This is a genomic window from Streptomyces sp. NPDC008313, assembly GCF_042956125.1.
Classification (GTDB): domain Bacteria; phylum Actinomycetota; class Actinomycetes; order Streptomycetales; family Streptomycetaceae; genus Streptomyces.
On the sequence record NZ_JBIBFR010000008.1, the window covers coordinates 176,696 to 199,043 of the forward strand.

Annotated in this window: 16 protein-coding genes; 5 read left to right on the forward strand and 11 right to left on the reverse strand. The window is 71.7% G+C overall.

The annotated features are described in order from the left end of the window. Positions 1–28: 28 nt before the first annotated feature. The 10 genes from menC to ACFY93_RS13180 all read right to left on the reverse strand — a co-directional run bounded on the left by menC (position 29) and on the right by ACFY93_RS13180 (position 15,232). Complete coding sequence (gene menC / locus ACFY93_RS13135) at positions 29–1,147, reverse strand: o-succinylbenzoate synthase (protein WP_391357124.1); 1,119 nt, start codon at positions 1,145–1,147, stop codon at positions 29–31. Then, positions 1,144–2,163 (reverse strand): GNAT family N-acetyltransferase, encoded by a 1,020-nt coding sequence (locus tag ACFY93_RS13140; RefSeq protein WP_391357127.1) that lies wholly within the window; start codon positions 2,161–2,163, stop codon positions 1,144–1,146. Before ACFY93_RS13140 ends, menC begins: the two co-directional genes overlap by 4 nt. Continuing rightward, a complete protein-coding gene (locus ACFY93_RS13145) occupies positions 2,160–3,350 on the reverse strand; it encodes a M20/M25/M40 family metallo-hydrolase (protein WP_391357130.1) in 1,191 nt (396 codons plus the stop codon). The genes ACFY93_RS13140 and ACFY93_RS13145 overlap by 4 nt, the downstream gene beginning before the upstream one ends. Continuing rightward, a complete protein-coding gene (locus ACFY93_RS13150; RefSeq protein ID WP_391357133.1) occupies positions 3,350–6,748 on the reverse strand; it encodes a serine hydrolase in 3,399 nt (1,132 codons plus the stop codon). Before ACFY93_RS13150 ends, ACFY93_RS13145 begins: the two co-directional genes overlap by 1 nt. Before the next feature lie 63 nt (positions 6,749–6,811). Further along, positions 6,812–7,834 carry an oligopeptide/dipeptide ABC transporter ATP-binding protein gene (locus tag ACFY93_RS13155; protein WP_391357136.1) on the reverse strand — a complete coding sequence of 341 codons (1,023 nt, stop codon included), beginning with the start codon at positions 7,832–7,834 and terminating at the stop codon, positions 6,812–6,814. Further along, positions 7,831–9,852 (reverse strand): oligopeptide/dipeptide ABC transporter ATP-binding protein, encoded by a 2,022-nt coding sequence (locus ACFY93_RS13160; RefSeq protein WP_391357139.1) that lies wholly within the window; start codon positions 9,850–9,852, stop codon positions 7,831–7,833. Before ACFY93_RS13160 ends, ACFY93_RS13155 begins: the two co-directional genes overlap by 4 nt. 3 nt (positions 9,853–9,855) lie before the next feature. After that, a complete protein-coding gene (locus ACFY93_RS13165; protein ID WP_391357142.1) occupies positions 9,856–10,890 on the reverse strand; it encodes an ABC transporter permease subunit in 1,035 nt (344 codons plus the stop codon). A gap of 58 nt (positions 10,891–10,948) precedes the next feature. After that, complete coding sequence (locus tag ACFY93_RS13170; RefSeq protein WP_391357144.1) at positions 10,949–12,535, reverse strand: ABC transporter substrate-binding protein; 1,587 nt, start codon at positions 12,533–12,535, stop codon at positions 10,949–10,951. A 54-nt stretch (positions 12,536–12,589) separates the two neighbouring features. Then, positions 12,590–13,978 (reverse strand): serine hydrolase, encoded by a 1,389-nt coding sequence (locus ACFY93_RS13175; RefSeq protein WP_391357146.1) that lies wholly within the window; start codon positions 13,976–13,978, stop codon positions 12,590–12,592. Positions 13,979–14,188: 210 nt separating this feature from the next. Beyond that, positions 14,189–15,232 (reverse strand): substrate-binding domain-containing protein, encoded by a 1,044-nt coding sequence (locus ACFY93_RS13180; protein WP_391357149.1) that lies wholly within the window; start codon positions 15,230–15,232, stop codon positions 14,189–14,191. 228 nt (positions 15,233–15,460) lie between these two features. Here ACFY93_RS13180 and ACFY93_RS13185 point away from each other — a divergent pair, with 228 nt between their 5' ends. The 4 genes from ACFY93_RS13185 to ACFY93_RS13200 are packed head-to-tail and all read left to right on the forward strand — an operon-like array spanning position 15,461 to position 18,951. Then, positions 15,461–16,363: a transporter substrate-binding domain-containing protein gene (locus ACFY93_RS13185; protein WP_391357151.1), complete on the forward strand. Its 903-nt coding sequence runs from the start codon at positions 15,461–15,463 to the stop codon at positions 16,361–16,363. Next, the gene (locus tag ACFY93_RS13190; protein WP_391357154.1) at positions 16,360–17,463 is read left to right on the forward strand and encodes an ABC transporter permease subunit; all 1,104 of its coding nucleotides are present in this window, start codon (positions 16,360–16,362) and stop codon (positions 17,461–17,463) included. Before ACFY93_RS13185 ends, ACFY93_RS13190 begins: the two co-directional genes overlap by 4 nt. A gap of 1 nt (position 17,464) precedes the next feature. Continuing rightward, positions 17,465–18,208: an ATP-binding cassette domain-containing protein gene (locus ACFY93_RS13195; RefSeq protein ID WP_391357157.1), complete on the forward strand. Its 744-nt coding sequence runs from the start codon at positions 17,465–17,467 to the stop codon at positions 18,206–18,208. Further along, positions 18,205–18,951, forward strand: a complete 747-nt coding sequence (locus ACFY93_RS13200; protein ID WP_391357160.1) for a gamma-glutamyl-gamma-aminobutyrate hydrolase family protein — start codon at positions 18,205–18,207, stop codon at positions 18,949–18,951. The genes ACFY93_RS13195 and ACFY93_RS13200 overlap by 4 nt, the downstream gene beginning before the upstream one ends. Positions 18,952–19,251: 300 nt before the next feature. Here the strand turns inward: ACFY93_RS13200 and ACFY93_RS13205 are convergent, their stop codons facing one another. Next, complete coding sequence (locus ACFY93_RS13205; RefSeq protein WP_391357162.1) at positions 19,252–20,862, reverse strand: helix-turn-helix domain-containing protein; 1,611 nt, start codon at positions 20,860–20,862, stop codon at positions 19,252–19,254. Positions 20,863–21,213: 351 nt separating this feature from the next. On the opposite strand from ACFY93_RS13205, the gene ACFY93_RS13210 reads away from it, so the two are divergent. Next, entirely contained in the window at positions 21,214–22,173 is a 960-nt protein-coding gene (locus ACFY93_RS13210; RefSeq protein WP_391357165.1) for a serine hydrolase, read from the forward strand. The last annotated feature ends 175 nt before the right edge of the window (positions 22,174–22,348 follow it).

The window sequence follows — 22,348 nt, forward strand, 5'->3', positions numbered from 1 at the left end:
AACCAGCCGCCCGCGCACAGGGCGCTGGTCACGACCCGTCCCGGCCGGGAATCCACTCGACGAGCCGGGTGACATCCGCGAGCTCGGCCTCCAGCGGCTCCACGCCGATGCCGGGTCGGGTGGGTACCGTGAGGTGCCCGTCGCTCACGACGAACGGTTCGGTGATGTCGGTACGGTAGTAGCGGTCCGAGCCCGAGGTGTCGCCGGGCAGGGTGAAGCCCGGAAGGGCGGCGAGGGCGACGTTCGCGGCCCTGCCCAGCCCGGTCTCCAGCATCCCGCCGCACCACACCGGCACTCCCCGCGCGAGGCAGACGTCGTGGATACGCCGGGCCTCCAGATAGCCGCCGACCCGGCCCGGCTTGATGTTGACGATCGCGCAGGCACCCAGCCGGATCGCGTCCGCCGCCGCGCGCGCCGACGTGATCGACTCGTCCAGGCACACCGGTGTGCGGATGAGCCGCGCCAGGTCGGCGTGGCCGAGTATGTCCTCCTCGGGCAGCGGCTGCTCGATCAGCAGCAGGTCGAAGGGGTCCAGGCGGGCCAGGTGGCGGGCATCGGCCAGGGTGTACGCGGTGTTGGCGTCGACCTGGAGCGCCACGGCGTCGCCGAAACGTTCGCGCACCGCGCGGACCGGCTCCACGTCCCAGCCGGGCTCGATCTTGAGCTTGACGCGGACGTATCCGGCGTCGAGGTATCCGGCGACGCTGTCGAGCAACGCGGGAACGGAGTCCATGATGCCGACGGAGACGCCACACGCCACCCGGTCCCGCACCGCGCCGAGTTCCCGGGCCAGCGGACGCCCCTCGGCGCGCAGTTCGGCGTCCAGGACGCCCATCTCCAGCGCCGCCTTGGCCATCCGGTGGCCCTGGAAGGGTGCGAGCACCCGGGCCACGGCCGTGGCGTCGATCCGGCCGGCACCGGCGAGCGCCGGGACGAGGAAGCGGCGCAGGACGTCGGCGGCGGCATCGGCGTACTCGGAGGAGTACACCGGGCTCGCCATCGCCACGCACTCGCCCCATCCCTCGCCCTCGTCGGTGACCACGCGCAGCAGCAGTGCCTCACGGCTGGTGGCGGTCCCGAAGGACGTGCGGAAGGGTGCCACCAGGGGCATCTCAATGTGCCGTAGTTCGACACCTGTGAGCTTCATCGCTGTTCCTTGCCTGTCAGGGGAGAACCGTGTGTGCGAGTGCCTTCCGCGCCGGCGTCGTGGCCGGTGTCCTGGCCGGTGTCCTCGACACCGAAGGCGCCGGAGCGCCGTACGACGTACCAGCCGGAGCGGTCGAAGCCGGTGACGCGGGCGCCCTCGGCCATCAGTGTGCCGAGGACCTCACGCAGTGCCGAGCGCCAGTCCCTCGCCTGGTCCGGCGTCGTCAGGCGGAGCCGCTCGATGTCCGGGGGGACCGCGACGAGCAGGGTGGAGGCGTCGAGTGTGCCGGGGACCGGGGCCCCGCCCGGCCCGCTGTCCAGGGCCACCGCGGCGCCCGCCGCCCGGGCGGCGTCGGCGTCGGCCCGTCCGGGTTCACCGGCGCAGGCCGCGCGGACGGGCTCGCTGTCCAGTCGCCATCGCACGAGCAGACGGTCGGTCTCGTCGCCCGCGTTGATGCCGTCGTGCGTGTCGCCGTAGAAGTCGGTCAGGTACTCCTCGGGCCGCGCGGCGAGTTTGGCCAGGTTGAAGTACGAGTTGCGCCGTACCAGGGGGTCGTAGGTCCAGCTGATCTCCGACACGCCCCGCTGCATCGACCAGGCACGCTGGTGCAGTTTGAGGGCGAAGCCGACGCTGCGCCCGCGGGCCGCGTTGGACACTCCGGCGATGTGGCTGTGGACCGCCTCCTCCGCCGGGGCGCCGAAGAAGCCGACACTCGCGCCGACCAGTTCGTTCCCCTCGAAGGCTCCGCCGATGTAGTTGCCCGACTTCGCGAGGGCGCGCAGCAGTTCACCGGTCATCAGCGGACTCGCGGGCGAGGCCTGCCAGACGAAGTTGAACAGGCCCTGTATCGCGTCGAGTTCACGGCCGTCGCGCACCTCCCGGACCTGCACTCCCGACGCCTCGGCCGCTGCCGAGGCCAGGGCGGCGGCGTCGGCGGCACGGTGACCGGAGTCCCTGCTGCGGTGGTTCGAGTCGATCACAGGCGTGATGCCTCCTGCGGTGGGGGAGTCGGTCATGGACGGTCTGCCTGGAGGGGCCCGGAGGACTCGGTCGCCTGGCGCGCGTCGGTGAGCGGCGGACCGGCCAGCAGATCGGCCGTCAGGGCGGCCAGGAGAGCGCTGCGGCGGGGCAGTTCGGCGACGAAGACGTGCTCGTCGTCGGCGTGGGCTCCGCCGCCCACGGCGCCGAGCCCGTCCAGGGTCGGAGTACCGACGCCGGCGGTGAGGTTTCCGTCGGACGCGCCGCCGACAGCCACGCCGACGGGCTCGGGCATGCCGAGCCGGCCCGCCACGGCGACGGCGCGGGCGAAGAGCGCCGCGGAGGCGTCGCGCTCCAGCGGCGGGCGGTTGGGGCCGCCGCCGATCTCCAGCCGGGAACCGGGCAGGACCGCTCGCAGCGCCCGCATCGCGCGGTCCACCCGGGACTGCTCGGCCACGTCGCGCACCCGTACGTCGACCGCGAATCGTCCGGCGTCGGGAACGGTGTTCGTGGTGTTACCGGAGGTCAGCAGGGTCGGGGTCACCGTCGTACCGCGCCCGGGATCGGGCAGAGCGCTGACCGCGAGGACCTGATGGGCCAGTTCGACGGTGGCGTTGACACCGCGTTCCGGTTCCAGCCCGGCGTGGGCGGCGCGGCCGCGCACAGCGACCTCGTACAACGACACACCCTTGCGCCCGGTCTTGAGCGCGCCCCCGTCCGCGGACGCCTCCAGCACCAGCGCCGCCGCGCAGCCGGACGCCTCCTCCTCCACCAGGCGGCGCGATGTCGGCGAGCCCATCTCCTCGTCGCCGGTGACCAGGATGGTGACACCCGACGGGTCGGGCAGGGCCGCGGCGGCGTGGAAGGCCATGACCAGCCCGGCCTTCATGTCGAAGCAGCCGGGACCGCGTATCAGGCCGTCGACGATGCTGAAGGGGTGGCTGAGCAGCGAGCCGATCGGCCACACCGTGTCATGGTGCCCGAGCAGCAGCACCCGCCTCGGCGCGTCGCCCAGCCGCCACCGCAGATGGGTGCGCCCCTCGATGACGATCCGCTCCGGCCGGACACCGAGCCGGGCCGTCCCCACTTCCGCCACCACGTCGGCACTCGCCGCGACCGCGTCGAGGTCGGCGGACGGCGATTCGCAGCTGACGAGCGTTTCGAGGTCGGCGAGCATCCGGGGCAGCGCCTCCGTCATGTGCGCGACCAGCCCCGGGCCGGCCATCACGAGCCCGCCTTCGGGGTGGCGCGCACCTGGTGGTGCACGTACCGCTCACCGCTCGGCAGGGCGTAGAAGACCACCGGCTGCCAGGTCTGGCTGTCCGGTTCCCGGACGGCGAAGAGATCACCGGAGTCGTCGACGGGGATCATGGGGTACTCCTTGACGGGGTCGGGGACCAGAGCGGCGAGCGCGCCCGTGACCGTGGTGCGCAGCACAGCGCCGCCGTCCCCCTCCAGCACCTCGATCCGTGCCCCCGCCCGTTCGTAGACGCCGGTGTGCCGACGGACGTCGACGGACGGAGGACAGGGCGGGGGGGCCGGGGTGCGCGGCATGTCGACGTCCGCGAGCTCCGCGAGGATCTCGCCGAAGAGATCCGCGTACAGGTCGCGGCCGCCGTCGCCGTTGGTGAGCAGCACGACCGCGAGTCCCTGGTCGGGCAGCAGACGGAGGAAGGCGGACTGGCCGATGGTGTTGCCGTCGTGGCCGAGGACGAGTCGGCCGTCCCAGGTGGAACGGCTCCAGCCCAGGCCCCAGGAGTCGCCGAGCGTGTACGGGTCCGGAAGCACGGCGTGTCCGTCGGCCATCGCCGCGGTGCCGGCCTCGCTGAGCACACGGCCGCCGTGGGCGGTGCGCCCGCCGCACAGATGCGCGCGGGCGAAGGCCAGCACGTCGGCGGTCGTGGAGGTGATGAGCCCGGCCGGTCCGAGTGAGCGGGGCAGGCCCCACACCGGTGCCACCTCCGGAACGCCGCCGTCGCGTGCCGTGTGGCCCACGGCGGCCCGGTGCAGCAGCGCCTCCTCGGGCAGGGTCACGGTGTGCCGCAGCCCGAGCGGGGTGAAGATCCGCTCGCGCATCGCCTCGTCCCAGGTGGTACCGGTGAGTTTCTCCACGACCCGGCCCATGAGCGAGAATCCGGCGTTGCAGTACGACCAGGTGGTGCCGAGCGGGTGGTTCTGTGCCACGTCCGCCAGAGCGGCGACGTACTTCTCCAGGCAGTCGTCGCCGCGTCCGGTGTCGGTGAAGACGTCCCCGTCGATGCCACTGGTGTGGGTCAGCAGGTGCCGCATCGTCACGGCCTTCGTGGCCTGCGGGTCGGCCAGGCGCAGCTCGGGCAGCACCGCGGTGAGCGGTGCGTCGAGGTCGAGCAGCCCCGAGTCGACCAGCTGCATGACCAGGGTGGCCGTCCAGACCTTCGTGATGGAGCCGATCTGGAAGAGCGAGTCGGTGGTCGTCGGCACCCCCGTGTCCGTGTTGAGCACACCGTGGGCCGCCTCGACGAGCTCGTCGTGCCCTGCGCCGTCCTCGTCCGGACGTGTCCGCAGGATGCCCAGGGCCGCTCCGGGCACGTGATGCCGCTCGGCCAGGGCGGTGAGCCGCCGCTGCCAGTGCGCGGTGTCGATCGGTGGCCGGGCCGGGCCCGCGGGGTCGCCGGCGTAGCGTTCCACCCACTCGGCGACCCTGCGGTTGACGTCGAGCAGGTGCGACGGCGGGCCGTCCAGTATGAACATGTGCGAACCGCCCGGATACAGAACCAGCTGGGTCGGTACGCCGCGCTCGTGCAGGGCGGTGTGCCACTGATAGGCCTGCACCACCGGGCAGATGAGGTCCTGTGCGCCGTGGAACACCAGCGTGGGGGTGCGGACCTGGTCCACCCGGGTCAGGGGTGACATGGCCGCGTACTGCTCGGGCCGGGCCCAGGGCGGTCCGTCCAGTTCGTACGTGGCGAGGAAGTGCCCGTCCTCGGCGGAACCGGCCATGCCGGCGAGGTCGCTGACGACGCCGCCCGCGACCGCCGCGGCGAACCGGTCGTCGTGGCCGGTCAGGTAGCAGGTCATGTAGCCGCCGTAGCTGTACCCGGCGACCGCGAGGCGGCCGGGATCGGCGATGCCCTCGGCGACCAGCGCGTCCAAGGGTTCCAGGAAGTCCTTCGCGTCGGCCAGGCCCCACGCGCCGTGGATGGCGTCGAAGAAGCGTGCGCCGTAGCCGTCACTGCCCCGCGGGTTGAGAAGGAGTACGTTCCAGCCGCGGGCGGCGAGTGTCTGGTGGTAGAGGTGCACACGGTCGGCGGCGCCGTTCCACGCGTTGTGCGGCCCGCCGTGGATGTCGAGCAGCAGAGGACGCGGCGAGCCGTTCCCGTTCTCCAGGTCGCTGATCAGCCAGCCCTGCACCACGGTGCCGTCGGAGATCGTGAACTCCTGCTCCACACGCGGGAACAGCTCGACGCCGTCCAGGGCCGCGCCGTGCGCGGTGCACACGGTCTCGGCGCCCGAGGCGAGGTCGAGGGCGACGATCTCGCCGAAGGACGTGGGCGTGCCGAGGACGAGCGCCGCCGTGCCGCCTCGGACGGCCATGCCCGACACCTCACGCCCGGCGCCGCCGAGCACGAGGCGGGGCCGGTGTCCGTCCGCGCCGCCGTCGAGGTCGGCCGCGTACACGTGCGTGCAGCCGCGGTCGCGGACGCAGAACAGCACGGTGCGCCCGTCGTCGGTGAGTTGGGGCAGCGCGCCGGGGTATCCGGGGCCGCCGGGCATCACATTGCGGTCGAGCGCGGAGGCGAGGTCCGTGACACCCTCACCCGAGTCGTGGTCCAGAGGGACGTGCAGCAGCCCCGCATGGCCGACCGGACTCCCGATGTGGCCGACGACCAGCAGCGCGTCACCGTCCGCCGTCCACCCGGCGCTGAGGGCCCGGCCCTCGGTCGGTCCGACCCGCATCGGCACCGCACCGGTTTCCTGTGCGGCGATCACGTGGGCCGTGGCGTCGGCGGTCAGGTCGGCCCGTGGCGCCGTCGCGGCGGTGAAGGCCAGCCGGGTGCCGTCCGGTGACCAGGCCGGCGGCGAAGCGTGCCAGTCCCCGTCGGTGACCTGACGGCAGTGACCGGTGCCGGGATCGAGGACGTGCAGGTGCCGGCGGATCGTACCGACCAGACCGGTTCCGTCGGCCTGGTAGTCGAGCCGGTCGGCGACCACCGGCAGGCCGGGGGCCCCCGGGGCGTGCGTCCGCGGTCCGGCCGCGATGTCGACCGGTGCGGTGAACGCGATCCGCGTGCCGTCCGGGCTCCACACGGGTGCGCCGGCGCCGAGCGGCAGCCAGGTGAGCTGAGAGCCCTCACCACCGTCGACGGGCATCTGCCACAGTTGCGCCGGACCGTCGCCCGCACGCAGGAACGCGACGCGGGCCCCGTCCGGGGACCAGTCCGGCGCCTGGTCGTCGCCGCCGCGGGTCAGCTGCCGGGCGGCGCCGCCGGTCCGGGGCACCAGCCAGAGGGTGCGAACGGCCCGGTCGGTGTCCAGGTCACTGGTGCGCAGCACATACACGATCCGTTCGCCGTCCGGGGACAGCGTCGGCTGCTCCGGTGTCGCCACGTCGGCGAGGTCCTCGAGGCGCAAGGGCCGGGTCATGGGTGTCACTCCTTACTCGCGTGGGGGTGCGAAATGCTGAAGGGCTGGGGGAGCAGGACGTGTTCACCTCTTGGTAGGAGACCGGTCCGTCCCGTCCGGCAGATCCGGCAGATCCGGCCGACGGGTGGCGAAGTGGCAGGCGGCGACATGCCGATGGCCTCCGGTACCCGAAGAGGGGTCCAGGGTCAGGCAGTCCGTGCGCTCCGGCCGCACCGACGGCCCCACGGGGCAGCGCGGGTGGAAGCGGCATCCGGTCGGCACATGGTGCGGGTCGGGCGGTTCGACGTCCGTGACGGTGCCGTCCGCCTGCCCTGCGGTCTCCCACGCGTACCCGTCCCGCTGGGGCGCGGCCGCCAGCAGTTCGCGGGTGTACGGGTGCTGTGGGTCGGCCAGCACCTCGTGAGCGGGGCCGCACTCGACGATGCGGCCCAGGTACATCACCGCGATGATGTCGCTGACGTAGCGCACCACCGCGAGATTGTGCGAGATGAACAGCATGCCCAGCCGCATCTCCCGCTGGAGGTCACGCACGAGGTTGAGCACGGTGCCCTGGATGGACACGTCCAGCGCCGAGGTGATCTCGTCTGCGACGACCACCGAGGGCCGTCCTGCCAGCGCCCGTGCGAGGGCGACCCGCTGGCGCTGTCCGCCGGACAGTTCGGCGGGCCGGACGGCGGCGTGCCCCGCGTCGAGGCCGACCAGGTCGAACAGCCGGGCGACCTCGGTGCGGCGTTCCGCGGCGCCGGCGAGGCTGCCGCGCGGGATGGCCTCGGCCACCGAGTCGCCGACCCGCATTCTGGGGTCCAGCGAGGCGTACGGATCCTGGAAGACCATGTGCAGCGGCCTGTGCGCCCCGCGCGGCGTGCGGTGGTTCACCTCCTCGCCGTCGAGCAGCACCCGCCCGGCGGCGAGCGGCGCGAGGCCGACCGCCGCACGGGCCAGGGTCGACTTGCCGGACCCGGACTCCCCTACCAGGCCGACCACCTGCCCCGAGGGCACGGTCAGATGCACGGCGTCCACGGCACTCACCGCCCTGCGCCCCGTGCCGTAGCGCACGGTGACGCCTTCGAATCGCAGCTCGCTCACGGCCGTTCGTCCTTTCCGCCGGCGGGCCCGGCAGGCTGTTCGTCCCCTGACGGCGCGGCTGGACCGGTCTGCGGATACCAGCAGGCGACCCGGTGGCCCGGCTCGCTCACCCGTAGGGGTGGGTCGTCCGTGCGACACCGGTCCGTCGCGACAGGGCAACGCGCCGCGAAGGCGCAGCCGTCCGGGACCCTCTCCGGTGTGACAGGACGGCCCGGGATGACCACGAGCGGCCGGTCCAGGTCGGTCTCCATATGGGGCACGGTGGCGATGAGCGCACGGGTGTAGGGATGCCGGGCCGCGGTGAGCAGCCGGTCCGAGGGCAGCTCCTCCACGACGCGGCCCGCGTACATGACCAGGACCCGGTCGCAGGTCTGCGCCACCACGTTGATGTCATGGCTGATCAGCAGGAGCGCCACGCCGTCCGCCGCGCGGATGCGCCCCAGCAGGCTCAGCACCTGCCGCTGCACCGTGACGTCCAGCGCGGTCGTGGGCTCGTCGGCGATGATCAGCGTGGGACTGCCCATCAGCCCCAGACCGATCATCGCGCGCTGGCGCATCCCGCCGGAGAACTCGTGCGGGTACTGCGCCGCCCGCCGCTGTGCCGCCGGCACGCGTACCTCGCGCAGCCGTTCCACGGCCCGCGACAGTGCCTCACGCCGGTTCAGCCCCAGGTGCTGCTCGGCCACTTCGGCGAGTTGCCTGCCGATCCGCATGGCCGGGTTGAAGGAGGTCATGGGGTCCTGGAAGACCATCGCGAGGGATGTCCCCAGCAGGGTCCGCATGGCCGCACCGCCCTCGCCGGGGGAGAGCAGGGAGGTCCCGAGGAACTCCAGGCGGTCGGCGCCCACGACGCCCGGGTGCTCGACCAGCCGGCTCACGGCGAGTGCGGTGAGGCTCTTGCCGGACCCCGATTCCCCCACGACGCCCACCGACTCCCCCCGGCCGACGCTGAAGCCGACACCACGTACCGCGGTGACCGGGCCGCGGGCCCCGGGGAAGCTCACCCGCAGCCCCTCCACCACCAGCACCGGCTCCTCGCCGGACTCCGCGGTGTGGTGCGGTACGGACGGCGCCGGGGCGGCGGCGGGCGGAACATGGGTGCCGCGCGCGGTGGGGACACCGACGGCCTTCGCGACGGCCTCACCCGTGAGGTTGAAGGCCAGCCCGGCGATCACCACGGCGACGCCGGGCGCCAGGGCCGCGGCGGGGTGGGTGTAGATGCCGTTGAGACCCTCACCGAGCAGCCGCCCCCAGTCGTACGACGGCGCCTGGACGCCCAGCCCCAGGAACGACAGTCCCGAGAAGGCCAGCAGAGAGCCGCCGGCACCGATGGTGGCGTTGACGATCAGGGGTTCGGCGATGTTCGGCAGGACGTGGCGGGTGAGGACCCGCATCCTGCCGACCCCGGCGACGTGAGCCGCGCGGACGAAGTCCCGCTCGTCGACCGACGCCACCAGCGTCTGGGTGAGCCGGGCGAAGCCGGGTGCCGTCGCGAAGCCGATGGCCAGTACCGCACCCTTGGCGCCCACCCCGAACACGACGGCGAAGAACAGGGCGAGCAGCAGCCCGGGGAAGGCCACCGCGACGTTCACCACCGCCGTCACCACGCGTCCGGCACGGCGCCCCAGCAGGGCCGGCGCCGTGCCGAGCACCAGGCCGGTCACCACCCCGAGCAGCGTGGCCAGCAGCGCCAGAACGACCGACAGCCGGGTGGCGACCAGGACGCGGAAGAACACGTCGCGTCCGAGGCTGTCGGTGCCCATCCAGTGGCGGGCGGAGGACCCCTGGAGCAGTCGGCCGGTGTCGATGGCATCGGCCCGGCCGGACCACAGCAGCGGGCCGAACGCCGCCAGCAGCAGCACGAGCAGCAGGAGGCCGGCCGCGCAGAGGCCCAGCGGGGAGCGCAGCACGCCCAGCCACCGGTCGCCGCCCGGACGCTGGAAGACACCTCCGTCCCCGGTTCCGTTATGGGTCTCGTTTCCCTCGCCGGCCTTCGGGGCCCGGTGTTCCACCGCCATCGGTCAGCTCTCCCGGATCGTGGAACGGGGGTCGAGCAGGGCCAGGGCGACATCGACCGCGAGGTTCACCAGGAGGACACCCGTGCCGTAGACCAGGACGACGCCCTGTACGACGGGATAGTCCTTGGTGAGGATCGACTGGACGATGGTGCTTCCCAGACCCGGCCACGCGAAGACGTTCTCCACCAGCACCGTGCCGGCCACCAGGCTGCTCAGCAGCAGGCCGCCGATGGTGAGGGTGGCGGTCACGGCGTTGGGCAGGGCATGCCGCAGATAGAGCCTGCGCGGTGGCAGGCGTTTGGCCCGTGCGGTGCGGATGTAGTCCGTGTGCAGCACCGACAGCATCTCGATCCGGACGATGCGGGCCAGTACCGCCGCCGGCCCGGCGGCCAGCGACACCACCGGCAGCACATAGGAGGCGCCGCCGCTCCGGCCCGCCACGGGGAACCAGCCCAGCTCTACGCCGAACACCCAGACGAGACCGACGGCGAGCAGGAACTCCGGGACCGTGGCCACCAGGACGCTGGTCGTGGTGAAGGCCAGCTCCGTACGGTGACGACGGCCGCCGCGTGTCAGCACGGCCGCCCCCAGGCCGAACGGCACGGAAAGGAGCACCGCCAGCAGGAAGGAGGCCACGGCGAGGGCGACGGTGGCCGGCAGCCGGTCGCCGATCACCTGTGACACCGGGAGGCCGCTGGTCACCGAGGCGCCCAGGTCGCCCCCGGCCAGATCCCGCAGGAAGCGCACGTACTGGGTCATCAGCGGTTCGTTCAGGCCCAGTTGCTCCCGGCGCGCATCCACCACCTGCTGCGAGGCCGTCATCCCGAGCGCGCCCCGCACGGGGTCGCCCGGAATGAGATGGATCATCAGGAACGCGATCGTGACCAGCACCCACAGCGACGCCACCAGCCTGCTCAGGCGGCGTGCCGCGAAGCGCACCCAGGGGTGCTCCACCAGGCCGCGGGCCAGGCGGGGCGGGGTTCCCGCCTGCCGGGTGCCGGGGCCGGCCAGGAGCCCGTCGGCCGTCTGCGCCTTCATCTGTGCGCCTTCATCCGTGTGCGTTCATGGGCAGGTGCCTCGGGGGACGGCCGGCCGGTCATCCGACCATGCGGATCGAGGTCGGGGCGATGGCGCCGTCGACGAGGTCGAAGGTCGCGCCGTTGCCGAACGTCGGTGTGACCAGGTCGGCGAAGGGCACGACGTCGGCTCGCTCGAACAGTGCCTTCTCGGCGGCGGCCCACTCGTCGCAGCCCTTCGCGCCGGGGAGAGCCGAGGCGGCTTTGACATGGGCGGTGTACTCGGCGTTGTCGATGTAGCCGAAGTTGTTGCCGTGGGGCGGGGTGGGACCCGAGACGAAGGGCACGATCTGGGTGGGCAGGGTGACCGTCAGCGGCAGGAACAGCGCGTCCCACGAACCCTCGCCGGAGATGACCTGGTCGAACTGGCTGTCGGCCGCGCCCCGCAGGGTGACCTTCACACCGGCCTCCTTCCAGAAGGAGCGCAGCAGTTCGGCGGCGTTCTGCATCGGGGCGCCGCGGCTGGTCGGGTAGTAGAAGGTCAGGGCGAGCTTCTTCCCGCCCTTCTGCCGGACGCCGCCGGATCCCGCCTTCCAGCCGCGTGCCTCCAGGGCCGCCGCGGCGGCCGCCGCGTCGTACTCCGGCAGGTTGCCCTTGAGGGTGTCCTGGCTGCAGGGTGTCTGCCCCTCGGCGACCAGGCCGGCGGCCGGTGTGCCACCGTCGTTGGTGACCACCGTGCGCAGCTGCTTCAGGTCGAGGGCCTCGGTGAGCGCGCGCCTGACCTCGGGGTCGGCGGTCGGTTCGCCGTTCTTCTCGTTGAACCACAGTTGGCCCACCGGAGTTTGCATCGAGCGCTTGAAGCCGTGCCTGGCTTCCACCCGGGCCTTGTCCTGCCCGGTGATCACGGCCGCGTTGACCAGCTTGGCGAGCAGCAGGTTGGCCGCGGTGGCCTCGTTGCGGACGACCTTCAGCACCACCGTGTCGGGTAGCCCCTTGGCACCGGTCTTCCAGTCACCGGGGCCCCACGCGTAGTCCTTGCGGCGGGTGAAGGTGTAGTGGTCGTCGGCGACGGCCTGGGTGAGCGTGAACATTCCGGTGCCCGAGCCGCCCTGCTTGAGGACCGAACGGTCCTTGAGACCCTTGCCGCACACGATGGCCAGGCCGCCGATGTTGCGGCCGAGGAACGCGTCGGGGCTCGGCGAGGTCACGGTGACGGTCCTTGCCGCGTCGTCGGCCTCCGCCTTCGCTCCGGCGGGTACGTACAGGCCGGTCACGCTCGACCCGTTCTTCGGGTTCGCGACGTAGTTGATGTTGTCGGCGACGACGGTCGCGGTGAGCGGGGTGCCGTCGGAGCAGGTGACCCCCTCGCGCAGGGTGTAACTCGCGGTCGTCGACGTGCTCTTCCAGGAGCGGGCCAGCCTGGGGACCTCCTTGCCCGAGGTGTCGATGGCCACGAGTGAGTCGTACATGAAGGCGTCGACCTGGCCCGCGACGGAGAGTGTGGTCGCGTGCGGGTCGAGATTGCCGGGGTCGGCGGGGAGGGCGAGGGTGAAGGTCCCGCCCTCGACCGGCTTGCCGGACGTGCTGCCGCCGTCGGAGCCGCCGCACGCGGTCAGAGCGAGCGCCAGCGCGCCGGTCGTCGCGACCGCCGTCCACGTGTGTTTCATGGTGCCTCCCGCAGAAGGGTCGGACGGGCCGGCGCTGACCACCGGCCCGGGTGGTCACTCCGCCGTGCGGCGGTCTGCCCTGCCGGTGTGCAGGAACTGCGCGGGGCCGTCGGGGGCGCCGCCGACGAAGGCGTACGGCTGGTGGAATCCGCGCTCCGGCTCCTTGGCGATCAGCGTGTCGCCCTCGAAGGCGACCAGCTCGGACGTGGTGGTCTCCGCGCCCATCTCGGCGGCGAGTCCCTTGGGGACACACGTGACCCAGATCCGGCCGTCGTCGTCCTGGGTGACGGTGTTGTCGAACAGACTCGAGCCGTAGGCGCCGGTGTAGCGGCCGGCGTCGACGGGTCGGGGGTCGGCCGGGGGTGCGGGCAGCGGGGGGAGGTCGACACCGGCCAGCTCCCGCAGCACGTGCCCCACGACCTCGCGGTAGAGGCCGACGGGATCGCCGCCGTTGGTGAGCAGGGTGACGGCGAGGCCGTGTTCGGGCACCAGTCGCAGGAAGGACGCCTGTCCGATCGTGGTGCCGTCGTGCCCGACCATGCCGGTGCCGGCGCCGTCGAAGATCTCCCAGCCCAGGCCCCACGCGTCACCGAGCACACCGAGGCGGGGCACCTCCACCTGCCGCTCCCGCATGGTCTTCGCCGTGGCCTCGCTCAGCACGGTGGTGCCGTCGGCGGCCGTGCCGCCGTCGAGGTGCATCCGGGCGAAGGCCAGCAGGTCCCGCGGACGCATGGCCAGCATCGAGCCCGCGGGGGCGTTCGACGGGGCGAGGGACCAAACGGGAGCGGGCTGGAAGGCGTCCCCGGGGGACGGCTGCATGTGCCCGACCGCGGCCCGGTACAGGATCGCCTCGTCCGGTCCGCACGCGGCGTGGGTGAGGCCGAGCGGGCCGAACAGGTGGTCACGCAGACAGGCACCGTAAGGCTTGCCGCGCACCGCCTCGACCAGCCGGCCCAGCACGCAGTAGCCGGCGTTGTTGTACGAGAACAACCGCCCCGGGGAGAAGAGCTGCGGGGTGTCACCCAGTGTGGCGACGTACTTCTCCACACAGTCGTCGTCCTTGCCCGTGTCCGTGAAGATGTCGCCTTCGAACCCGGCCGTGTGGCTGAGCAGTTGCCTCACGGTGATCGCCGCCGCAGCGCTCTCGTCGGCGATACGGAACTCCGGCAGCCGGCTGCGCACCGGCGCGTCGAGGTCGACAAGGCCCTCGTCGACGAGCTGCATCACCAGCGTCGCCGTCCACAGCTTCGTGATGGAGCCGATCTGGAAGAGGGTGTCGGTGTTCACCTCCACCCCGGTCGAGAGGCTCAGCACCCCGGCGCCGAAGTCCGCGACCTCTCCCCTCAGGTCCACCGCGACCGCGGCGCCCGGCACGTCGTACCGGGTGAGCAGTTCAGGCAGCTGTTGCTCCCACCACGTCTGAATTTCGTTGAGTTTCGACATGCCGTGAACGTAGGGGGCGTGCGGGCGGCACGGATTCGTGCGGGATCACGAAGTAGGGCCCGCGGTTCCGTACGCGAGCACGAAGTCAGCAGCCGCGAGCCTGTGCTGGGGGTGGCCGTACACCGGCGGCCTCGGTGACCGAGCACCCGCGACACCGTCGAACGGCGCTGTTACGGAACCGGTGACGAGACGCGCGCAGCCCCGCCGTGTTCAGCCCCGACGACGCGTGGAGTCGCGGACGACCACCGCGCACGGCACGACCACGTCGCCCGGCTCCTTGCCGTCGAGCATGTCGATCAGTGTGGAGACGCACTCGGCGCCCAGGCGGCGGGCGTCCAGGCTGAGGGTGGTCAGGGGGACGTCCCAGTCGGCGGTGCCGGCAGACCGGTCGCTCTCCCGCATCACGCTGATCATGAGGTCGTCGGGGACGGCGAGGCCGAGCCGCCGGGCGGCGACCGCCAGTGCCTGGCCGTAGGTCTCGTTGAGGCCGTGGACGGCATCGGGCCGTTCGGGGGAGGACAGCAAACGCAGTGCCGCTTCCACAGGATCCTCCGAGGACGCCGGGGTTTCGACCAGGGGAGGCTGCCCGGTCGCGTCGCACCAGTCCCGGTAGAGGCGTTCGCAGTCCTGCGTGTAGGCGTCGGGCTCCGAGCCGGTGAGGAGGCCCGCACGTACGGCGCCGGCCTCGCGCAAGTGGTTGAGGACTTCGGTCATGCCCTGCTCCAGGTCGCTCTCCACGGTGGGGACGCCGTCGTACCCCGGATCGATGGGGCGTCCGTCGGTGACCACGGGCATGCCGCGGCGCGCGCAGTCGGCGAGCAGCGGGTCCTCGCGCACGGGGTCGACGATGATCAGCCCGTCCATGGGAACCCGTGCCCACAGACCGGATGCCGGGTCGCTGGGGATGGCCACGAGAGCGTAGTCACGTTCCACCGCGGCCATGGTGGCCCCCGCGGAGAAGGCGGCGTAGTAGGGCCGGTAGGTGCTCGCCCAGGGACGGTCCGACATGTGGCCGACGGCCAGTCCGAGGATGCCGGTGCGTCCGGAAACCAGGCCGCGGGCGACGGGGTCGGGGCTGTAACCGAGCTCCTCGGCGGCGCGGCGCACCCGGTCGCGGGTGGCCGGTGCGATCTGGCCCTTGCCTCGCAGGGCGTGGGACACGGTGGTGATGGACAGGCCGGTCGCCTCCGCCACATCGCGGATGCCGACGCGCCGGCCCGCCCCTTTGGCCCGTGCGGATCTACGGCTGGTCATGCCTCGGTCGCCCTCCCTTGTCGTGCCCGGTGCCCGCTACCGGTGCGGCCCCGCGAGGGGCCGTGGTGAGCACGGGCGTTCGTGGTCCCGTGAATGCCGGAGAAGATCGTTCCCGACTCCCGCGCCCCAAAACGTTTTGGTCTCTCCGCGTCCACGCTCTTGACGTACCCAAAACGTTTTGGGCACTGTAGCGCACCACCGGTTCCCGGCACGTCTCCTAGGAGCTCCATGCGTACCATCCGCACCATCGCCGTGCCCGCACTCAGCGCCGCACTTCTTACGGCTCTCACCGCCTGCGGCGGTTCCGCCTCCGGCAGCGGTGACTCCACCACCCACACCACCGACGCCAAGGGATCCCGCACCTACGGCCAGTGCAAGGTGACCGGTACCCGCGGCTCGATCCACCTCAAGACGGTCGAGAAGGACACCCTCACCGTCGTCGGAGACCTGCCCAGCCCCGGCTGGTGGAACGGCGACACCGTCCGCAAGATCGACAACGGCTACGAGTTCTGTATGGCCGCCAACCTGGCCTACCGGGCCGGCTTGCCCAAGCTCACCGTGCGCAACGTGTCCTTCGACGCACTCGTCGCCGGCAAGGCACAGGACTTCGACATGGCGCTCGCGGAGATCTCCATCACCGACGAACGCCGCAAGGTCGTCGACTTCTCGGCCCCGTACTTCGCCTCCAACATCGGAGTTCTGGTGAGGTCCGGCTCCAAGGCGACCCAGGACAACATCGCCGACCTGCGGCTCGGCGTGAAACAGGGCACCACCGGCGCCGACTTCGTCCGCGACAAGCTGCGGCCGAAGAAGGCACCGAAGGTGTTCGCCGGAGATGTCGAACTGCAGGCCGCCGTGCAGGCCGGCCAGATCGACGCCGCGCTCACCGATGTCGCGATCGTGTTGGGCAAGGCGCAGGACTCCGACGGGAAGTTCAAGGTGATCGGTCAGTACGACACCGGTGAGTCCTACGGGGCGCTCTACCCGAAGGACAGCGCGAACGCCGCCGCCCTCGACGGGGCCATCGAGGAGCTGAAGAAGGACGGCACGCTCAGCAAGCTCGCCTCGGAGTACCTGACCCGGGCCTTCGGCGGAGACCCCGAGTCGATCCCCGTCTGGAGCACCAAGTGACTCTCACATCCGCCTTGTCGACGACCAAGCGGACCGAGCCGCCGAGGAGCTCGCCCCCGCCGCCGGCCCTGCCGCTGGCCGCCGCGGCGGTGACAGCTGTCCTCGCCACCGCAGCACTGACCGCCATCACCGCCGTGTCCGCCAGCCGGGCGCTGCCCGGTGCCGTCATGCTGGTCGTCCCCGGGGCCGCTGTGGTGGCCGCCGCGGTGCTCACCCTGCTGAGACCCGCACTGCGAGCGGTGCGCTCGGCACGCACCGCCGCCGCGGCCTGGACCGAACAGCGCCGCGCCGATGCCCGCCGCGCCGCGTCCGAGGCCCGCGAGGACGCCTTGACGGCACTGGGCTGGTGCCTGGCCGCACTGGCGCTGCTCGGCGCGGTCTGGTTCCTGTGCACCAACGACCGCGCCGTGCAGCGCACCTTCTTCGACGGCGAGGTCATCGGGATCAGTTTCCGGGAGATCGTCTCCGCCTTCGGCACCAACCTGTTCATCGCCGTCGTCGCGCAGATACTGATTCTCGCCTGGGGACTGACCCTGGCCCTCGCCCGGATCGCGCCGGGCCGCGCGGGCCGCCCGCTGCGCCTTCTCGCCACCACCTACATCGACGGCTTCCGCGCCATACCGGCGATCATCATCATCTACCTGATCGGCTTCGGACTGCCGCTCGCCGAGGTGCCGATCCTCAGCGCCCTCAGCCCCGTCTGGTTCGCGATCCTGGCGCTGACGCTCACCTACGGCGCGTACGTCGCCGAGGTCTTCCGGGCGGGCATCGAGTCCATCGCCGCCGGCCAGACCGCGGCCGCCCGCTCCCTCGGCCTCTCCCAGCGCGCCACGATGCGCCACGTGGTGCTGCCCCAGGCGACCCGCCGAGTCGTCCCACCCCTGCTCAACGACTTCATCAGCCTGCAGAAGGACACCGCCCTGGTGAACGTCATCGGCACGATCGACGCCTTCAACCAATCGAAGATCTTCGCCTCGAACCACTTCAACCTCTCCTCGGTCACCGTGGTGGCGGGTCTCTTCGTCCTCATCACCATCCCGCAGGCCCGGCTTGTCGACCGCTTGGTCAGCCGGGAACAGCGGCGCGGCAAGGGAGCCTGACGTGGCCTTCATCGAGATCGACGCTGTCCACAAGAGCTACGGCGACACCGAAGTGCTCCGCGGCATCGACCTGGACGTCGAACAGCATCAGGTGGTGACCCTGATCGGCGCCTCGGGCAGCGGCAAGTCGACGCTGCTGCGGTGCGTCAACGGACTGGAGGACATCAACTCCGGTGAGATACGCGTCGGCGACGAGACCGCGTCCGGCCGCGGCACCGACCTGAACCGGTTGCGCCGCGACGTCGGCATGGTGTTCCAGCACTTCAACCTCTTCCCGCACATGAATGTCGTACGCAACGTCGCCCTCGCGCCGATGAGGGTGGCGGGAGTCCCGCGCGCCGAGGCGGAGGAACGGGCCCGCACCCTGCTCGCACGGGTCGGCCTCGCCGACAAGGCCGACCGCATGCCCGACCAGCTCTCCGGCGGACAGCAACAACGTGTGGCCATCGTCCGCGCCCTGGCCACGCAGCCGCGCGCCTTGCTGCTCGATGAGATCACGTCCGCTCTCGACCCCGAACTCGTCGCCGAAGTCCTCGCCATCGTGCGGGAACTCGCCGGGGACGGGATGACCATGCTGCTCGCCACCCACGAGATGGGATTCGCCCGGGAGGTATCGCACAAAGTGTGCTTTCTGCATCAAGGCGTCCTGCTGGAGGAAGGGCCTCCCGAGCAGATCTTCGAAGACCCGCAGGAGGAGCGCACCCAGGCCTTCCTGCGCCGCATCGTCGAAGCGGGCCGCCTGTGAACGCGCCGCGTGTGCTCGTCGTGGAGCACGAGAACGGCACCGGCCCCGCTCAGGTGGGCGACCGCCTCGCCGCTGACGGGCTGGACCTCGACCTCCGCCGGCCCTGGGCCGGTGAAGCACTTCCCCAGGGGCTGGGCACCTACGACGGACTGCTCGTCCTCGGCGGTTCCATGGGCCCCCATGACGAGGAGCAGGCTCCATGGCTGCCACGGGTACGGCACCTGCTGCGCCAGGCTGTGGCACACGACCTGCCCACCCTGGGCATCTGCCTCGGCATGGAACTGCTGACGGTGGCCTGCGGAGGCCAGGTCCGTCACTCCGAGCGGCCGGAGGTGGGCCTGTGCGAACTGACCACTCTGCTGCCCGCGTCCAGGGACGAACTGTTCGCCCCCCTCACGCAATTGGACACAGCGCCCTGCGCCGTCCAGTGGCACTGGGAGGAGACCTCCATCCTGCCCGAGGGCGCAGTCCCCCTCCTCACCAGCGAACGCTGCGCCCATCAGGCGTACCGTCTGGGGAAGGCCGTATGGGGAGTCCAGTTCCACCCCGAAGTGCTGAGTGGTGACATCGCCGCCTGGGGCGCGTCCGATGTCAGCCCCCTGCTGGCGCTGGGTCTCGACCCGGCCGCGATCCTCGCTCAGGTGGTCCGTGAGGAGGACCGGCTGCGCGCGCTGTGGGGCGGTCTCGCCGCGCGATGGGGCGGCATCGTGACAGCACGCCGGTCGATTGCCGCCGGCGGGTGACGGGGTGGTCGGAGCGGCTTCGCTCGAAGGTCTCCCGGGCGGCCGCTCCGACGGGCCACGCACCATCACGGTGTCCACACGCACGGCTCATGCTTGCCCCGCTGCCCCGCTGCCCCGCTGCCCCGCTGCCCCGCTGCCCCGCTGCCCCGCTGCCCCGCTGCCCCGCTGCCCCGCAGCCCCGCAGCCCCGCAGCCCCGCAGCCCCGCAGCCCACGGCGAGTGCGGGCACAGGTCCGATCCACCGCTGCCGACCACCACTGACCGATCCGCCCGGCCGGCCGGTGGAAGCCGCGGACCGGTCTCACCAGCCGAGCCGGTCGCCGAGCCGCAACCGCAGCCACAGCACCAGACGCTGGTCCGGGTCGGCCAGATCGAACCCGAAGATGTCCCCGGCCCGGGAAAGCCGGTACCGGATCGTGTTCGGGTGCACGGACAGCCGATGGGAGGCGACAGCGGTATCACCGTCGGCCTCCAGGTAGGCGAGGATGGTGGACGCGTAGGCGGTGCCGTGCTCGAGGTCATGGGCACGGACCGCAGGCCCGAGCCAGCGGGGGAGCACCTCGTGCGCGGCCAGCGTCCGAGCCAGCACGGACAGCGTCGCGCCGGCCCACACCTCGTCGATCGTGGCCACCTGGCAGGGTTCGGGATCCCCCGACCGCTCGGCGAGCACGCGCAGGACGAGATCCGCGTCGGCGCGTGAGCTCGCGCTCGAGCGCAGATCCTGGACGAGGGAGCCGAGTCCTGCCCGGATGGATACGCGCAGCGCGCCGTGGGCTCGCCGCGCGATGTCGGCGACGAGTTCACGGTGCTTGGGCGAAGACCCGCCCGGCAGCAGTGCGTAGACCGTTCTGTCGATCAACGCGCAGCCGTGACTGCCGTAGCGTGCCTCGCAGTGCAGGCTCACCAGGTCCGCGAGCCGGTCGGCCGTGTGTTCCGTGAGTACGTCCCCGGCATCGACGGAGGCGACGGCGAACGCGGCCACCGCGACGGGCAGGTTCGGGTCCAGGCCGAGCTGTGGCGCCACGGCGATGGCACTGCTCGGGTCGGTGAGCAGCCGCCGCAACAGGCCGGCGTACCCGCGCCGGACGGCGGACACCGCGGTACGGGCCGCGAGCAGGTGCAGCGCGACGTTGTCGGACACGTCGTGAAGAGCTTGTCCGGCGGCGGAGTCGAGGTGTTCCCCGGCGTCGACGACCCAGACCGAACCCAGTACCTCACTTCCCACGCGGACGGCGACACCGAGACGAGGCAGGCCTCCGGGAACGGCGGGGAACCGGCACGCGCGCTCCGCCCGGCTGAGCACACGGTACTGCTCGTCGTAGTCCGGGCCGTCCGGCACCTGGAGGCCGAGGATGCCCTGGCGGCGGCCCTCGTCGACGGCCTGGCCGGGCAGCGTGGAGTACGCGAGGATGCGCCGGTGCGGATCCTCGATCACCACGGCCCCTCCCACCATCCCCGCGATCGCGTTGGCCAGAGCGAACAGATCGCCGGCGGCCGGGACACCCGCGGTCTGCCCGGAACGCGCCGTCGGCGCGAGGGCCGACGAGATCATGGCGTCCAAGTGGTGCCAGGCCACGAGTTCATCGGCGGCGAGCAGCACGATGCCGGACCGCTGGGCGGCCTCCACCAGCTCGGTGACCGGCTCGCCGAAACTCTTGACCACCAGGCAGGCGTACCCGGCCTCGGCCGCCGAACCCACCAGCTCCTTCGCCTGCGCTTCGGCCGTCCCCACCCCGACGGCGAGCAGGATCGCGTCCCTGACGGGGGGAAGGGGCAGCGGGGCTCGCCGCTCGAAGACGAGCACGCCCGAGACCGGCACCGGACCGCTCGGCGGTACGGTCAACGGCCACATCAGCGACGGCCCCAACGCGTCGAGCACGTGGCCGAGATCGGGAACAGCCGTATCGAGCATCCTCACCTCTATGGCCAGACGCACAAAGCAGTCGTGGAATCTCTGGACAGGCACCGCATGTGGACGGCCGGGACAGACGCAACGCTGTACGCATGCCCATTCAAGCAGGCGTCTCACGGGCAGCCCCGACGACCGCCGGCGCCGCGGGCGGACACGGAATCCGCCCGCCCGCTCGCTGCAGAAGGAGACATCATGCGATACCGGACGAGTGCTGCCCTGGCTCTGGCGTTCGCAGCCTCTCTGGTGACGGCGCCCACCACGCCGGCCGCGACACCACAGTGTGACACCAAGCCCATTCGGACGGCGCTGAAGTCGCTGGAAGGTATCGGCGTCTCAGGGATCAGTGTGACGGTGAAGAGTCCGCTCTGCGGCGAGCGGAACACCGGTGTCGGCCTCGCCGACCTCAGGACGGGCCGTAAGGCCGTCGGCAACGAGCACAGCCGCATCGGCAGCGACACCAAGACCTGGACGGCCACCGTCGTGCTCCAGCTCGTCGGCGAGGGCAGGATCGAGCTCGACGACACCGTGGACCACTATCTGCCCGGTCTCATCCGCACCAGGTTCTACGACGGGCGCAGGATCACGGTCCGGCAGCTTCTGCAGCACACCAGTGGACTGCCCGACTACCTGGACGCGCCGTTCTGGGACGACGAGGAGGCGCACCGCTGGGACCACATCGAGCCCTTGCGGACGGTCGAGCAGGCGCTGACCCTGCCCCCGCCCGAAAGGACCACGTCCGGCTTCGCCTACTCCAACACCAACTACAATCTGGCCGGCCTGATCGTCACGAAGGTCACCGGCCGCAGCATCGGCACCGAGATCGAGGAACGGATCATCAAGCGCCTCGGACTGTGCGAGACGCAGTGGCCCGGCGACCGGACCACGATCCCCGGGCCGGACCTGCGCGGCTACGTGGAGCGGCGGGCCGGAACTCTGGTGGACAGGACGGAGTGGAACACCTCGGAGGCCGACGCGTCGGGGGCGCTGATCTCCGACGGGGCCGACACGACCGCCTTCTGGACCGCGTTGTTGACCGGGGAACTGCTGGCTCCGGCCCAACTCGCCGAAATGAAGAAGACCGTCCCGGACGACTTCCCGGGCGAGCGCTACGGCCTGGGACTCGAGCGCCACGAGCCCACCCCGGGCCTCGTCATCTGGGGACACAGCGGCAGTGTGGCCAGCGGCCACAAGTTCAGGAACGCCGTCACCGACGACGGCCGACGGGCCGTGACCCTGCTGATCGGCTCGGAGTCGTTCGACTCGGACAAGGTGGACTCCATCATGGCCACACTCGTGCACGACCTCCGCTGACCCTCTCCGCGCCGCCGTGAGGAGGCCTGGCAGAGCTTCCCGTACCCTCACTCGAACCCGCCCTGGTCCCTCGATCCCCCACGTGGGAACGGTGGATGCCGAGCCGGAGCGGGGAGACGTCGGATCTCCCTGCCCCGGCTCGACGACGCCGCCACAGCGGCGGTTTTCGATCGGC